Here is a 14,950-nt window from a genome sequence, read left to right as displayed (position 1 = left end):
GGCCGGAACCGGTCGAGATACCAGGGCGACAATTCGGGTACGCCGCTCGCCGCCGCCGGCCGGGCGGTGGAGAGCTGGAGTTCGCACTCCGGCCAGTCCTCCCCGGTGCCCTGGCTGACCAGCCCGAACCAGGTGACGGTCATGGTGTCCTCGACCAGCCGCAGGTCGTAGGAGGGCGTCCAGCGGGCGCCGTCCACCAGGTACGTCAGCTCCAGCTCCACCTCGGTCTCGTCGGCGTCCACCGAGACGGACACCTCGGCGGCCAGCCGGTCCGGCTCCCGCTTGCCGCGCGCCGCGTCCAGCTCCCGGTCGACGGCGGCCAGCTCCTCCGCCAGCTCGGCGCGGCGCCGGGTCAGCCCGCGCCGCCGGGCCCGGGACTCGGCGAGCTGACCGGCCACCGAGTCGGTGAAGGCCGCGACGTCGGCCGGGGCCGCGTCACCTGCGGCCAGCGCCCGGGCGTACGTGCCACCCGCGCGCTCGGCCAGCCGGGTGAGGAAATCGCCGCGCTGGTCCTCGATCGCGTCGGTGTCGCCGACCTCGGCCAGCTCGTCGGCCAGGTCGCGCCGCCGCCGTTCCAGCTCGACGACCTGGGCGTCGGTGCTGCGGGCCTGCCGCCACGCGGCCACGTCCACCCCGAGCACCGTCACCGCGCCCCGGCCACCCACCCGGATCGAGTCCCGGCGCAGGCCCAGCGGGAGCGGGGCGACGCGTACCCGGTGGTCGCCGGCGGTCAGCCGGACGCGGCCGCGGCGGGTGACCCGGGCGCGGTCCGGGTAGACGGTCACGCCGGCGACGGGCGCATCGATCTCCACTGTGTCCACGGCGGCGAGGGTAGTTCAGCCGCGCCCGCGGCGGGGCTACCGCAGATGGAGCCGCTCGTCGACGGCGACAGCGGCCAGGTCGCGCGCGGTGAACGGCAGCGGGGACGCGGGCGCCTGCCTGTCGTACGCGCCCTGCGCGACGAAGACCACCACGCCGTCGGGGTGCCGGTAGGCGGCCCACTGGTCGAACCGGTCGTCCGCGCCGGGCCGGACCACCACGCCCACAGTCGCGTCGCCGACCGTCACCGGCTGGCACTCGCCCCCCATGCCCCAGAACTCGCGCGCCAGGGCACACGGTTCGGACGGCAGCACGTTGCCCGCGGTGTGCACCTCGGTGAGCAGGCGCCCCTTCCACGTCCCCTTCGCCACGTCGACCGAGGCCAGGTAGCTCCACAGCTCGACGCCGCCTGCCCGTCCGGTGAAGTCCGCCTGATGGGTGCCGAGCGTCTCCTTCCCGGTCTCGGTGGAGACGGTCTTCTCGGCGGTGTACCCGGCGGGCACCACTGTGACGAGCCGGTCGAGCAGCAGGGCGGCCTGGTCGTACCGGGTGCCCGCCCGCGCGGTGCGGTCCTCCTGCGGCAGGCCGTCGGGCCCGGTCGGCATCGGCTCGGCGCTCGTGTCCGCCGACGGCGGCGGGGCGGCCTGCGGCAGCGCGGCCGGCGGGCGCCGGTCGCCGCCGTCGGGGGTGGCGAGGGCCACGACACCCACGACGGCGAGTACGGCCGTCGCCGACCCGGCGCACGCCTGGACGACCCGGCGCCGGTTGCGGGCCCGCCGCGCGGTCCGGAGCATGGCGTCCGTGCTCGGTCGCGGTGGCGCGGCGACGCCGCGCATCTCGTCGCGAAGCGCCTCGCGCAGCTGGTCTCCGTTCATCGTTGCCCCTTCTCGCTCGTCGAGTGCATGGGTGACAGGAGGCCGCGCAACGTGTCCAGTCCGCGGGCGGACTGGCTCTTCACCGTTCCCGGCGAGCAGTTCAGCAGCGCCGCCACCTCGTCGATCGGCAGGTCCTCCCAGTAGCGGAGGACCAGGACGGCCCGCTGCCGGGGCGGTACGGCGGCCAGCGCCTGGAGCAGCACGAGCCGGTCCTCGTGCGGACTCGCCGGCACCGGCGGATCGGCGTCGGGCGTGCCCACCCGTTCCCGTCGCCACCAGCCCCGCCGCCGTTCGTCGAGGAAGGACCTCACGATGATCTGGCGCAGGTAGGAGTCGAGCGCCTCGTGCCGGGCGATCCGGTTCCAGACCAGGTACAGCTTGGTGAACCCGGTCTGGACCAGGTCCTCCGCGCGGTGCCAGTCACCGCAGAGCAGATACGCGGTGGCGCGCATGGCGTGGTGCCTCGCCGAGAAGTACTCCGCGAACGCCGTGTCGCGATCACTCATTCGGACCTCCGATCGGATTCGGGATAGTCACGCCATGTGTGGCTCCCGGGGTTGCTCGGAGGGCGAGGCGAATCTGCGCCGCCGCCGGTCAGCCGCGGAAGCTCCGCGCGAGCAACCGGAGCCCTTCGGGTACGTCGGCGGTGGCGACGGCGCCGTAGCCGAGCACCAGACCGGCCGGGCCGGGCGGCCCCGCCTGGTAGCCGGCGATCTCGCGTACGGTGACGCCGGCCTCGGCCGCCCGGGCGACGACGGCCGGCAGGTCGACGCCGGCCTCCGGGCGCAGCCGCGCGCACAGGTGCAGGCCCGCTGTGGACGGCACCGGGTCGAGCCAGCCGGCGAGGTCGGAGCGCAGCGCGGCATCGATCAGGTCGCGCCGCTCGGCGTACACCCGGGTCGCCTTGCGGATGTGCCGGGCCAGTTCGCCGGAGTCGATGAACCGGGCCAGCGCGGCCTGCGTGGTGTGGTCGCCGTGCCAGTCGGTGAGCTGCCGGGCGGACAGCAGCGCCGGGCGCAGCGAGGCGGGGGCGACCAGGAACCCGAGGCGCAGCATGGGCAGCAGGGTCTTGGAAAACGTGCCGACGTAGACCACCTTCCCGGCCCGGTCCAGCGTCTGCAACGGGTCCAGCGGGCGCGCCGAGAAGCGGAACTCGGTGTCGTAGTCGTCCTCGACGATCACCGCGTCCCGGGTCGTCGCCCAGTCCAGCAGCGCCGCCCGGCGGGCCGGGGACATCCGGACGCCCAGCGGGAACTGGTGCGACGGGGTGACGTAGACCAGCCGCGCGTCGCCTGGTAGCGCGCGTACGTCGATGCCCTCGTCGTCGACCGGCACCGGCACGACCCGCGCGCCGTGGCCGGCGAACAGCCGCCGGGCCGGGGGATAGCCGGGATCCTCGATGGCCACCCGGTCGCCCGGTTCGAGCATCACCCGGGCGATCAGGTCCAGCGCCTGCTGCGCGCCGTGGGTGACGACGACGTCGTCGGGCCCGGCCCGTACCGCGCGGGCGAGACCCACGTACCGGGCGACGGCGGTACGGAGGCCCCGGTGCCCGGCCGGGTCGGCGTAGCCGCCCCGGATCGTCGCGGTACGCAGTTCCCCGGCGACCAGCCGCCGCCAGGTGGCCAGCGGGAACAGCCCGGTATCAGGGGTGCCGGCCCGGAAGTCGTGGCCCGGCCGGGGCGCGGCGGTGGGCGCCGGCTCGGCGGACGCCCAGAACGCGCGGGGGCGTACCCCACCGGCCGGCGCGGGACGGGGCCGGGCGCGGGCGACCGGCTCGCCGGCGACGAACGTCCCCGCGCCGACCCGGGCGGTGAGCAGGCCCTCGGCGGTCAGCCGCTCGTAGGCGACGGCGACCGTGTTGCGGGAGACGTCGAGCCGCCGGGCCAGTTCGCGGGTGGGTGGAAGCCGCTCGCCGGGCCGCAGCCGGCCGTCCAGGATCGCCTCCAGCAACTGCCTGTGGATCCGGGTGGCGCGGTCGCCGGGACCGGCCAGGCTGACGTGGACATCCACGGCGACGACACTACATTGGCCCAATCACATCGCCTGGAATCGGCGCTTCTGCGAGCCAATCCGCAGGTCTTGGATGGAGGAAGGAGCACGGCGAACGGGGGACGAGCAATGACCGATGTCGACACCGGCCGCCGGGTCCGGGTGCTGGCCCTGGCCCAGCTCGCGAACTCGGTGGGTGACGGCGCGTTCTACGCCTGCTCGGCGCTGTTCTTCATCCGGGTGGTCGGGCTCTCCCCGGCGCAGGTCGGGATCGCCCTCACCGTGGGCTGGTCGACGGGCATCCTCGCCGGGGTGCCCGCCGGCCAGTCGGCAGACCGCTACGGCGCGCGGCGGATGACAGTCGTCTTCGCCGTCGCCACCGCCGCCGCACTCAGCGGCTTCCTCGTGATCCGTTCCTTCCCGCTGTTCGTGCTGCTCGCCTGTTGCTACGCCGCCTGCCAGGCCGGGCTCACCGCCAGCCGGCAGGCACTGCTGGTCGGGCTGATCGAGCGCACGCGGCGCACGGCGGTACGGGCCCGGTTGCAGTCGATCTCGAACGCCGGCCTGGCCGCCGGGGCCGGGCTGGGCGCGCTCGTGCTCTGGGCGGACAGCCACCCGGCGTACCTGTCCGCCTTCGCGCTCGACGCGGCGAGCTTCCTGGCCGCCGCCCTGCTGGTGCGCCGGCTGCCCGAGGCGGCGGCGCCGGTTCCGGCCGGACCCGAGCCGGGACGGCTGGCCGTGCTGCGCGACCGCCCGTACGCGCTGATCACGCTGCTGAACGCGGTGATGTGCCTGAACATGCCGCTGCTCAGCCTGGCGTTGCCACTGTGGATCGCCGAACGGACCGACGCCCCGGCGCCGATGGGCGCGATCGTGCTCACCGTGAACATGCTGTGCGTGGTGCTGTGGCAGGTCCGGGTGGCCCGCCGGGTGACCGATCCGGGCACGGCGGCGCGGGCCAGCGGGCACGCCGGTTGGGTGCTGCTTGTCGCCTGCGGCGCGTACGCGGTCTCCGGGATGGTCGGCGGCGCGTGGGTGGCCTCGGCGGTGCTGCTGGGCGCGGCACTGGTGCAGGTGTTCGGCGAGATGGTGCAGGCGGCCAGCGGCTGGGAGGTCGGCTTCACCCTGGCCCGCCCCGACCGGCAGGGGCAGTACCAGGGCTTCTTCGGCATGGCGCCGCAGCTCGCCCGGATGCTCGGCCCGGTGCTGCTGACCTCGCTGCTGCTCGGCTGGGGCACCCCGGGCTGGCTGGTGCTCGGCGGGCTGTTCGTGGTCGCCGGCCTGGCCATGCGGCCGGCGGTACGCCTCGCCGAGCGCCGCCGGGCCGCCGCCGCGGTGCGGATCCCCGCTCCGGTGCGGCGGACCGGCACCGAGGTGTCCTCCACCACTTCCCGGGAAGACCGCTGAGCCGACGCGTGCCCCCGGGAGGCGGTAGGGGCCGGTTTCTGGCACGGTGGCGGGTAGCGAGGTGCGCGGTTGAGGGGGAGTGGTGGAGTTCTCGGCGACGAGCAGGCAGGGGCGTGTCGGCACGGTGATCGAAGTCGCCGGTGACCTGGACATGAGCACCACCCCGCAGCTGCGCGACCGGCTGTACGAGCTGACGGAGGGCGGCGCCCGGGTCGTCGTCGTCGATCTGGCCGGGGTCGGGTTCATGGACTCCAGTGGCCTGGGCGCGCTCGTGGTCGGCTACAAGAGCCTGCGGGAGCGGGACGGCTGGCTCGGTCTGGCCGGCGTCCGCGCGTCCGTGCGCCGGGTCTTCTCGATCACCTCGGTGGACCGGGTGATCCCGTTGTTCGACACGGTGGCGGAGGCGGAGGACGCATCACCGCTGGTGCCGTGAGCGCCCCTCGACGGGTTGACCGCTCGCGCGGGCGAGGTCGGCGCCGGCGGTGCTGCGCCGGGGCCCGTGGTCGCCGTACCAGTCGATGACGAGCAGGGTGGCGTCGTCGGCCAGCGCCGGCCCGGCGATCTCCAGCACCGCGTCGGACAGCGCCCGCACCGCCTCGCGGGGATGCAGGTGGGCGATGCCGAGCAGGGCGCGGGGCAGGTCGAGGTCGGCGGCGTTGCGTTCGCGCATGCCGTCGGTGACCACCACCAGCCGGTCGCCGGGCCGCAGCGGCAGTTCCGCGCTGCGGTAGCCCTCGTCGGGGAACATGCCGAGTGGGAAGTTGCCCGGCAGGTCCACCGGTGCGACCCGGCCGTCCCGGACCAGTATCGGCGGTACGTGCCCGGCGTTCAGCAGTTCGCAGCGACCGGTGGTCAGGTCGATGCGGCCCAGCACGGCGGTGAGGTACGCGCCGCGTACGTTGGCGTGCTCCGCGACGGCCCGGTTGGCCTCCTCGGCCTGGACGATCAGGCTGCCGCCGCGCCGCCGTGTGTTGCGCAGGCTGCCGACGCCGAGGGTGGCGGTGAGCGCGCTCGCCACGCCGTGGCCCATGGCGTCGGTGACGCTGAGATGCAGGACGTCTCGTGCCAGGGTGTAGTCGAAGGTGTCCCCGCCGACGCTCGCCGCGGGTTCCAGCCACCCGGAGAGGGCGAAGGAGTTGGCCTCGCAGGTGAACGAGGCGGGCAGCAGGCGACGCTGGATCTCGGCGGAGAGGCTGAACGGTGTGGTGCGCTGCCCCCACTCGAACAGGTCGGTGTGCCTGCGGTTGGCGATGACCACGAACGCCAGCGCGAGCGCGGTGCGGGCGATCCGGCCCACCACGTCGTCGTCCGGCTCGTCGGGCAGGTCGATCTCCAGCAGGCCGATCGCCTCACCGCGGTCGGTGACCGGCGCCAGCACGGTCCAGGTGCCGTCGCCGGGGATGACCGCCGGGGCCTGCTGACGTAGTGCCTGCTCGTAGGGCCCACCGTCGAAGGGGAGGACCTCGGCGTCCTCCTCGTCGTGGCGCCGGCCGGGACCGCCACCGGCCGGCTGGTGGGTCAGCCGGACCAGCGCACGGCCGCTGAGGTCGGCGATCAGCAGCGAGACGCCGAGCGCGTTCAGCGCCGTGGCGATGACGCCGGTGACGGCCTCGACCGCCTCCACCGGGGCGGCGTCCTCGGCCGACTGCAACATCTCGGCCAGCATCGCCTGCTCGCTGCCCTTCACCTCGTGAGCATATTCAGCCCGCCGGACGGCCGCCTCGCGAGCGACACCGGGGGCGGCGGGTCGCGGTCATCGATCAGAGGTTATTGCATATAGTTGGCAACTACCGAATAGTGGCGGTAGTGGGCGCTCCGGCACGCGATGATCGATCCTCGCCGGAGCGCCCGCCCGCTGCCATCCGCAGACGAGTGTTCGAGGGGTTGCCGGTGGCGATCAGACCCAAGCCCGTACGCGTGGCCGCGGTGCTCACCGCCGCGCTGCTCGCCGCCGCCGGCTGTTCGTCGCCCTCGGCGTCGACCCGCGGCACGAGCGATACCGGCACAGTGGTGGTCGCCACCGCGGGCGAGCCGGACACGCTCAACCCGGTGCTCAACTACGGCGTCGACGGCGCCTCGCTGATCTTCGACGGGCTGGTCGCCCGGGACGCCCGCAACGAGCTGGTGCCCGCCCTGGCCCGCGAACTGCCCACCGTCTCGGCGGACGGGAAGACGGTCACCGCGAAGCTGCGCGAGGGGGTGCTGTTCCACGACGGCAGCCCGCTGACCGCCCAGGACGTGGTGTTCACCTACCAGGCGGTGCTCGACCCGAGAGTCGACTCCACGCTTCGGTCCGATCTGGACATGCTCGCCTCCGTCACCGCGCCCGACCCGGCGACAGTGGTGTTCACGCTCAAGTACGCGTACGCGCCGTTCCTGCAACGGCTGGCGCTGGGGATCGTCCCGGCGAAGGCGTTCGCCGGGCAGGACGTCAACAAGGCCGCGTTCAACCGCAAGCCGGTCGGCACCGGCCCGTACCGGTTCACCTCCTGGACCCCGGGTGACCGGCTCGTGCTCGCGGCGAACGAGACGTACTGGGACGGCAAGCCGGCGAACTCCGGCGTGGTGGTGGCGTTCGTCGCCGACGACAACGTCCGGGCCCAGCGGATGCGGGCCGGTGAGTTCGACGCGGCGGAGCTGGCGCCGAAGCTCGCCTCCGGGTTCGAGAACCGGAACGGCTACCGGGTGCACAAGGTGCCGACCGCCGACTACCGGGGCGTCATGCTGCCGATGGGCAACCCGGTCACCGGCGACCTCGCGATCCGGCAGGCGCTGAACGTCGCGGTGGACCGGCAGGCCATGGTGACGGGTGTGCTCGGCGGTGCGGGCGAGCCCGCGTTCGGGCCGGTGCCACCCACCTCGGAATACGACGAGCCGTCGATCGCCGGCAGTCCCGCCGCCGACACCGCCGCCGCGACCGCCGCGCTGGACGCCGCCGGGTGGAAGCCCGGCCCGGACGGCATCCGGGTCAAGGACGGGCGGCCGGCCGCGTTCGCGCTCCTGTACCCGGCCACCGACAGCCTGCGCAAGGAACTGGCGCTCGCCGTCACCGCCGACGCGAAGAAGGTCGGCATCAGGGTCACGCCGGAGGGCCTGACCTGGGACGCGATCACGCCGCGAATGAAGCGCGACGCGCTGATGATGGGCTACGGCACGCCGTACGACCCGGACTTCGTCTCCTACAAGCTGTTCAGCTCGGCCTTCGCCGGGCAGGGCTTCTTCAACCCCGGCTCGTACCGCTCGGCGGTCACCGACGCCGCGTTGCAGGACGGCCGGGACAACGCCGACCCGGCCGCCCGCAAGGCCGCGTACGCCACGTTCCAGAAGCAGCTCGCCGCCGACGTGCCGTGGGTGTTCCTCACCTACCTCCAGCACACCTACGTGGTGAAGGGCGGCGTGACCGGGGTGACGCCGCGGGTCGAGCCGCACGAGCACGACGTCGCCAACAGCATCTGGTGGAACGTGCACACCTGGACGAAGACGTCGTGACGGCGCCGGTGACGGGCCGGCGGCGGCCGGCCGGGGCCAGCGCCGTGGTCCGGCGGCGGCTGCTGGTCGCCGTACCGGTGCTGGCCGCGACCAGCATGGGCATGTTCGCCCTCGGCGCCGCCTCCCCGATCGACCCGGCCCAGCAGTACGCGGGCGCGGCGGCGTTCACCACCAGTGAGGAGAACCTCGCGCAGATCCGCGCCAACTGGGGTGTCGACGATCCGCTGCCGGTGCAGTACGCCCGCTGGGTCGGCAACCTGCTGAGCGGCGACCTCGGCTGGTCGACGAGCCGGCACGAGCCGGTCACCTCGGTGCTGGCCTCCCGGGCCGGGTGGACGCTGCTGCTCGTCGGCACCGCGCTCGCCCTGGTGCTGGTGGCGAGCGTGCTGCTGGGCACGCTGGCCGCGTACCGGCGTGGCGGCTGGTTCGACAGGGCGCTGCGCGCCGTCGCGTACGCCGTGCAGTCCATGCCGGTGTTCTGGATCGGCCTCGCGGCGATCGCCGTGTTCGCGCTCAGCCTCGGCTGGCTGCCCGCCGGCGGGCTCACCGACATCACCGCCACGAGCACCGACCCGGCCGACGTGGCCCGGCACCTGGTGCTCCCGGTGACAGTGCTGGCGATCTCCCAGGCGCCGTGGTTCGTGCTGTTCGTCCGCGACGCGGTCGCCGAGAGCCTGCGCGACGACCACGTCCTGGCCGCCCGCGCCCGCGGGCTCCCCGGCCGGGTCGTCCTGTTCGGACACGCGCTGCGTACCGCGCTGCTGCCGTTCCTCACCCTGGTCGGCACGCACCTGCCCGAACTCGTCGGCGGCGCCGTCCTGGTGGAGACCGTGTTCTCCCTGCCCGGCCTCGGCGCGGTCACCGTCGAGGCCGCGCTGGGCGCCGACTTCCCGCTGCTCGCGGCCACGACCCTGGTCACCACCGTCGTGGTGCTGACCGCGAACCTGCTCACCGACCTCGCCTACGCCGCCGCCGACCCCCGGGTACGCCTCGATGACTGATCTCGCCCTTCCCGCGCGCGTCCGGCGCATGTGGCGTCCCGGCAGCGCCGGCACGACAGTCGCCGTCGTCGTGCTCACCGGTGTCGTCGCCGCCGCGCTGCTCGCCCCGGTTCTGTGGCCGCTGGACCAGAGCGCCGTCGACCTCTCCCGTACCCGGCTCGCGCCCTCGCCCGACCACCTGGCCGGCACCGACGACCTCGGCCGCGACGTGGCTCTGCGCAGCCTCTACGGCCTGCGCGTCTCGCTGCTCGTCGGCGCGGTCGCCGCGCTCGTCGCGGCGGTCGTCGGCGGCCTGGTCGGCGCCGTCGCGGGCAGCGTCGGCGGCTGGGTGGACCGGGCGCTCATGCGCGTCGTGGACACCGTCGCCGCGCTGCCGCACCTGCTGCTGGGCATCTTCATCGTGGCGATGCTGCGCCCCAGCCTGGGCGCGGTGATCGCCTCCATCGCGCTGACGCACTGGCTCTCCACCGCCCGGATCGTCCGGTCGGAACTGCTCAGCCTGCGCAACCGGCCGTTCGTCGACGCCGCGATCTCCGGTGGCGCCGGGCGCGTCCGGGTGCTCACCCGGCACCTGCTGCCGCACGTGCTGCCCCGCCTGGCGCTGGCGACCACGCTCATGGTGCCGCACGCCGTCTGGCACGAGACCGCGCTGTCCTTCCTCGGCCTCGGCCTGCCCCCGCACCTCGCCTCGATCGGCAACATGATCAACGACGGGCAGCGGTCGCTGCTCACCGGCGCCTGGTGGGCCAGCATCGTCCCCGGTCTCCTGCTCGTGGCCGCAACGCTGGCACTCGCCGTGCTCACCGGCCGGTGGCGCGACCGCCTCGACCCGCGCGTACGAGCGGAGCTGCACCTGTGACCGCCCCGGCGCTGCTGACCGTCGACGGGCTGACCGTCCGCTTCCGGCTGCGCGACGCCGTCGTGCACGCCGTGACCGACCTGAGCCTCACGCTGCGGCCCGGCGAACTGCTCGCGGTGGTCGGCGAGTCCGGGTGCGGCAAGTCGGTCCTCGCGCACGCCCTGCTCGGCCTGCTGCCAGGCAACGCCACTGTCACCGGGCAGGCCCGCCTGCACGCGCCGGGACGCCACGAGGTCGACCTGATCGGCGCGGGGGAGCGGCACCTCGCCCGGCACGTACGCGGCCGGGGCGTCGGCCTCGTCCCGCAGAGCCCCGCCACCGCGCTCACCCCGGTGCGTACCGGGCGGAAGCTGCTGGAGGAGACGCTGCGCGCCCACGGGCACAGCCGCCGCGACGCGCCCGCCGCCGCCGACCGGGTCGCCGCCGACGTCGGCCTCGACCCGGCCGACCTGAACCGGTACCCGCACGAGCTGTCCGGCGGCATGGCCCAGCGGCTCGCCACCGCGCTCGCGCTCGCGCCCGACCCGCCGGTGCTGCTCGCCGACGAACCCACCACCGGCCTCGACCGGCCGCTCGTCGACCACACGCTGGACCTGCTGCGCCGCCGCTGCGACACCGGCGCCGCCGTCCTGCTCATCACGCACGACCTGGCCGCCGCGCGCCGCGTCGCGGACACCGTCGCCGTGATGTACGCCAGCCGCATCGTCGAACACCGCCCCACCGAGGCGCTGTTCGACGGCCCGGCCCACCCGTACACCGCCGGTCTGCTCGACGCCCTGCCCGACCGCGCCTTCGTTCCGGTGCCGGGGCACCCGCCAACGCTCACCGACCTGCCCGGCGGCTGCGCCTTCGCCCCGCGCTGCGCCCGCGCCACCGGCACCTGCGACACGCTGCCCCGCCTCGCCGCCGACGGCGCGGGCCGGGTCGCCTGTCACCACCCGCTGCGCGAGGAGGTACCGGCATGACGATCACGGTTCCCGGCGCCACCGACGCCGCCGCCCCGGGCGACGCGCCGGCCGGCGGGCTCGCCGCGCACCAGGTCTCCGTCGCGTACGGCGGGCAGCGCGTCCTCGACCGGGTCGACCTGCACGTCGCCCCCGGCGAGACGGTCGGGCTGCGCGGCCCTTCGGGCAGCGGCAAGTCCACTCTCGCCCGCGTCCTCGCCCTGCTGCACGCCCCGGACAGCGGTCACGTCACGATCGACGGGCGGCCGCTCGGTGGCGTCCGCCACCGCCTGCCGGCGGAACTGCGCACCCGCGTCGCGATCCTGTTCCAGAGCCCGCGCGCCGCCACCGACCCGCGGCTCAGCCTCGCCGACATCATCGCCGAGCCGCTGCGCGCCACCGGCACACCGCGCGAGCAGGCGGCGGCCCGTACGGCGGAACTGGCCGACCTGGCCGGCCTGACCCCCGACCTGCTCACCCGCCGCCCGCACGCGGTGAGCGACGGGCAACTGCAACGCGCCTGCCTGGCCCGCGCCCTGGTCCACCGGCCGGACTACCTGCTCTGCGACGAGGCCACCGCGATGCTCGACGCGTCCACCCAGGCGCACGTCGCCGCCGTCGTCACCGACTACCAGCGCCGGCACTCCGCCGGGGTCCTGGTCATCACCCACGATCCGGCACTGATGGCCCGCTGGGCCACCCGGGTGGTGGACCTGCCGGCGGCGTGACGTCGCGTCACTCCTCGACCGGGCGGCGTACGGTGCCCAGCGCCCCGGCGACGACCGCCCCGAATCCGACCGCCATGAGCGGCATCCCCATCTCGAACGGCAGCTCACCGACCCAGTTGATGCTGTCGCGCTCCGGCAGTGCGCCCAGGCTCACCGCGACCACCGCACTGGCGAGGAACATCCCGGCCACCGCCGCGCCGACCGCGAGCTTGGCGCACGCCACGCTCCGCCCGGCCCAGAGGCCGGCGAGGACGGCGATCACCAGGGACACCACGACCAGCCAGGTCCAGCCGCCCTCGGTCTCCAGGTAGGCCCAGCCCGAGTACGACCACTGGTGAAGGCGGCTGGCGCGGAACCACGGGATCAGGTAGCCGAGCAGCGCGGTGGCGCTGCCGACCGTGAGCAGCACGTCGGGGGCCGGGCGGTACCAGCGAGGGGAGTCGTCCATGCGTCCGGAAGGTAGCAGTCACCGTCACCGGCGGATCCGCGTGGACGTGGCGGTGGCCCGGCCGCTTCGCCGCGACCGGGCCACCGCGCCGTGCGCGGTCAGCCGCCGAGGCTCGTGGCGGCGGACTGGATCGCCGAGGCGAACGTGCTGACCTGGGTGTAGACGCCGGGGTAGTTGGGGCGGGCGCACCCGTTGCCCCAGCTCACGATGCCCACCTGGATCCAGGCGCCGGCGGCGTCCGGGCGGAACATCGGGCCACCCGAGTCACCCTGGCAGGTGTCGACACCGCCGCTGGCGTAACCGGCGCAGATCTCCTCGCTGGGGATCACGTCGCCGCCGTAGTAGCGGTTGCAGGTGGTGTCGTCGACGAACGGCACCGTGGCCTTGAGCAGGTAGCGCTGCTGCGCGCCGCCCTCCCGCGCGGCGCCCCAGCCCGCCACCGTGAACGTGCCGTTGTCGTACGCAGTGCTGGTGGCGATCTTGAGCGTGGCGAGCGAGGTGACCGGGGTGGCGAGCCGGATCAGCGCCCAGTCGTCACCGTTGCCGTTGTAGCCGGGGGCCCGGTAGACGTAGTTGGAGCGGACCTGGATCCGGCTGGAGGACTGGAGGTCCACCACGCCCAGCGTCGCGGTGATGCTGGTGTTGGCGCCGGTACGGCCGACGCAGTGCGCGGCGGTGAGGACCAGTCGCGGGCTGTAGAGCGCTCCGCCGCAGCCCATCGAGAGCCGGACCATGAACGGGAACTCGCCCTGCGCGGCCCGGGTGCCGCCGACGACGTACGGCGTCATGTCCCCGGCCGGTGCCGCTGCGGCGGGCGCCACCGCGGTGACCGCTCCCGCGGTGACCACTGCCAGAACGGCCGCCATCCGGCCGAGGAATCTGCGCCAACGGACCATGGTTCCCTCCAGACATCGACGCTGTGCCGCCCCGCCGGGCCGCACTCGCGGTGGCAGGGAGCCTATGGGCAGGCATCGATGAACGGCAATGGATGCGGGCATCCCGTCTGCGTCATACGCCGCGCGTGCCGACGCCGTGTCCGGCGCCGGCACGTGTCGCCCGCGTGGTCAGCACCAGCCGTTGATCGGCCCGTTGACCCCGGTGGAGAGGTAGGCGTCGGACACCCAGCTTCCGTCGCTGAGCCGGTCCCACAGCGCCGTGGTGCCGTACCGGCCGGTGTGCGAGGTGCCGTTGGCGGAGCAGGAGACGGTGACGGTGGCCCCGTCCGCTATCGATCCGACCGCGCCGTACCCCGTGCCGGGGCCGGAGCGCCGGGTCAGCGTGCCACCGCCGTTGGCGTCGACGACTCCCTGGTTGAAGCCGAGCGCGCCGTAGTTGTAGACGCCGCCACCCCCGCCGACGTAGGCGGATCCGTGCCGGGCGCCACCCTGGTACGCGGCCGCGCCGCTGACGAAGTCCCACTTGCCGATGCCGTGCCCGGCGATCGGCACGTACGCCGAGTTCTGCCGCAGCCCGAAGTGCACGTGCCGGCCCGTGGCGGAGCCGCCGCAGGTGACGTCGGTGCCGGTGTTGCCGAGGTACGCGCCCTGCGCGACGGCGGCGCCGTTGACGGAGATGCTGTTCCACAGGTGGTAGTAGTCGGTCGAGTAGCCCCGGTCGTGGATGACCCGGATCCACCCGGTGCACATCGTGTACGCCGTACCGGCCCGCGCGGCCCGGACCACCTGGTCGCCACCGGCGAGGTCGACCGAACTCCACGGCGCGGCCGCCCCGCCCCAGCCGTGCGGCCCGGAGGTCAGCGTCCACGTCTGCCCGACCGCGAACGGCAGCGCCATGCCGGTGCGGAAGTCCCCGCCCGCGGCCAGTGGCGCCACCGGCGTGCGGAACACGGCCTTCTCGTTCTCGCTCACCAGCGGTGACGCGGCGGCCAGGTCACCGAACGACGCCTCGCCGTCGAAGGCGACGGTCCAGCCCTTGCTGTCGGACCGGGCGAGGAAGACCGATCCGGTGGGGTGCGCGTCCTCGGACCGGTCGGCCAGCAGCACCGCGGTGCCGAAGGCCCACCGGCCGTTCGTGCGGGTGACGGTGATCCGGGCCTGCTGCGCGTCCGCCGCGCGGGCGGTGGCCGAGCCGGCCGAGCCGAGAAGCTTCGCGGTCACGGCGTCGGCGACGGGGCCCGGTGCCGGGCGAGGGGCGGCGGTCGCTGGCGCCGGGGCTGCCGCCCAGGCGCCGATGGCCGCCAGGGCGCAGGAGAGCATGAGCCGTCGCATGGAGCCTCCTTATCGACATCTGTCACTGGATTGAGAGGCTATCGACGGTCGTGAAAGTTATCTACGACTCTCGGCGCGACGGTGAAGGATCTGTGCATCGGGGCGTATCCGGAAGTGGATCTTCCGGTGGGTGGCGGGTTGATCCGCCGCCGACCGGGTA

General features: G+C 74.4%; 15 protein-coding genes. 7 read left to right on the top strand and 8 right to left on the bottom strand.

Annotated features, from left to right (window positions below):
* The 4 genes from OC439_RS07160 to OC439_RS07145 form a co-directional block, all read right to left on the bottom strand.
* Window positions 1-821: mucoidy inhibitor MuiA family protein (locus OC439_RS07160; protein ID WP_262012745.1), on the bottom strand; the 821-nt coding region annotated here is incomplete at its 3' end.
* A gap of 36 nt (window positions 822-857) precedes the next feature.
* The gene (locus OC439_RS07155) at window positions 858-1,694 is read right to left on the bottom strand and encodes a hypothetical protein (RefSeq protein ID WP_262012744.1); all 837 of its coding nucleotides are present in this window, start codon (window positions 1,692-1,694) and stop codon (window positions 858-860) included.
* On the bottom strand, window positions 1,691-2,200 hold the full coding sequence (locus tag OC439_RS07150) for a SigE family RNA polymerase sigma factor (protein ID WP_262012743.1): 510 nt from the start codon (window positions 2,198-2,200) through the stop codon (window positions 1,691-1,693). Before OC439_RS07150 ends, OC439_RS07155 begins: the two co-directional genes overlap by 4 nt.
* Window positions 2,201-2,288: 88 nt before the next feature.
* Entirely contained in the window at window positions 2,289-3,707 is a 1,419-nt protein-coding gene (locus OC439_RS07145) for a PLP-dependent aminotransferase family protein (RefSeq protein WP_262012742.1), read from the bottom strand.
* 108 nt (window positions 3,708-3,815) lie between these two features.
* On the opposite strand from OC439_RS07145, the gene OC439_RS07140 reads away from it, so the two are divergent.
* Together OC439_RS07140 and OC439_RS07135 are read left to right on the top strand one after the other, a co-directional pair.
* The gene (locus tag OC439_RS07140) at window positions 3,816-5,093 is read left to right on the top strand and encodes an MFS transporter (protein WP_262012741.1); all 1,278 of its coding nucleotides are present in this window, start codon (window positions 3,816-3,818) and stop codon (window positions 5,091-5,093) included.
* An 82-nt stretch (window positions 5,094-5,175) separates the two neighbouring features.
* Window positions 5,176-5,526: an STAS domain-containing protein gene (locus tag OC439_RS07135; RefSeq protein ID WP_315985914.1), complete on the top strand. Its 351-nt coding sequence runs from the start codon at window positions 5,176-5,178 to the stop codon at window positions 5,524-5,526.
* Here OC439_RS07135 and OC439_RS07130 read toward each other — a convergent pair.
* Complete coding sequence (locus OC439_RS07130) at window positions 5,509-6,780, bottom strand: PP2C family protein-serine/threonine phosphatase (protein WP_262012739.1); 1,272 nt, start codon at window positions 6,778-6,780, stop codon at window positions 5,509-5,511. The genes OC439_RS07135 and OC439_RS07130 overlap by 18 nt on opposite strands.
* Before the next feature lie 203 nt (window positions 6,781-6,983).
* On the opposite strand from OC439_RS07130, the gene OC439_RS07125 reads away from it, so the two are divergent.
* The 5 genes from OC439_RS07125 to OC439_RS07105 are packed head-to-tail and all read left to right on the top strand — an operon-like array spanning window position 6,984 to window position 12,114.
* Complete coding sequence (locus OC439_RS07125) at window positions 6,984-8,582, top strand: ABC transporter substrate-binding protein (RefSeq protein ID WP_262012738.1); 1,599 nt, start codon at window positions 6,984-6,986, stop codon at window positions 8,580-8,582.
* Window positions 8,579-9,583, top strand: a complete 1,005-nt coding sequence (locus OC439_RS07120; RefSeq protein ID WP_262012737.1) for an ABC transporter permease — start codon at window positions 8,579-8,581, stop codon at window positions 9,581-9,583. Before OC439_RS07125 ends, OC439_RS07120 begins: the two co-directional genes overlap by 4 nt.
* Window positions 9,576-10,442 carry an ABC transporter permease gene (locus tag OC439_RS07115; protein WP_151010877.1) on the top strand — a complete coding sequence of 289 codons (867 nt, stop codon included), beginning with the start codon at window positions 9,576-9,578 and terminating at the stop codon, window positions 10,440-10,442. The genes OC439_RS07120 and OC439_RS07115 overlap by 8 nt, the downstream gene beginning before the upstream one ends.
* Window positions 10,439-11,407, top strand: coding sequence for an ABC transporter ATP-binding protein (locus OC439_RS07110; RefSeq protein ID WP_262012736.1), 969 nt, complete (start codon window positions 10,439-10,441; stop codon window positions 11,405-11,407). The genes OC439_RS07115 and OC439_RS07110 overlap by 4 nt, the downstream gene beginning before the upstream one ends.
* Window positions 11,404-12,114, top strand: a complete 711-nt coding sequence (locus OC439_RS07105) for an ABC transporter ATP-binding protein (RefSeq protein WP_262012735.1) — start codon at window positions 11,404-11,406, stop codon at window positions 12,112-12,114. Before OC439_RS07110 ends, OC439_RS07105 begins: the two co-directional genes overlap by 4 nt.
* Before the next feature lie 7 nt (window positions 12,115-12,121).
* On the opposite strand, the gene OC439_RS07100 is transcribed toward OC439_RS07105, so the two are convergent.
* The 3 genes from OC439_RS07100 to OC439_RS07090 form a co-directional block, all read right to left on the bottom strand.
* A complete protein-coding gene (locus tag OC439_RS07100) occupies window positions 12,122-12,562 on the bottom strand; it encodes a hypothetical protein (protein ID WP_262012734.1) in 441 nt (146 codons plus the stop codon).
* A gap of 98 nt (window positions 12,563-12,660) precedes the next feature.
* Complete coding sequence (locus OC439_RS07095) at window positions 12,661-13,458, bottom strand: S1 family peptidase (RefSeq protein WP_151010871.1); 798 nt, start codon at window positions 13,456-13,458, stop codon at window positions 12,661-12,663.
* A 168-nt stretch (window positions 13,459-13,626) separates the two neighbouring features.
* A complete protein-coding gene (locus OC439_RS07090) occupies window positions 13,627-14,790 on the bottom strand; it encodes a peptidoglycan DD-metalloendopeptidase family protein (RefSeq protein WP_262012733.1) in 1,164 nt (387 codons plus the stop codon).
* Window positions 14,791-14,950: the final 160 nt, after the last annotated feature.

Origin of the sequence: Micromonospora sp. Mcm103 (assembly GCF_024519755.1) — a bacterium.
GTDB classification, from domain to species: Bacteria; Actinomycetota; Actinomycetes; order Mycobacteriales; family Micromonosporaceae; genus Micromonospora; species Micromonospora aurantiaca.
This window is presented reverse-complemented; position numbering and strand designations above follow the sequence as displayed.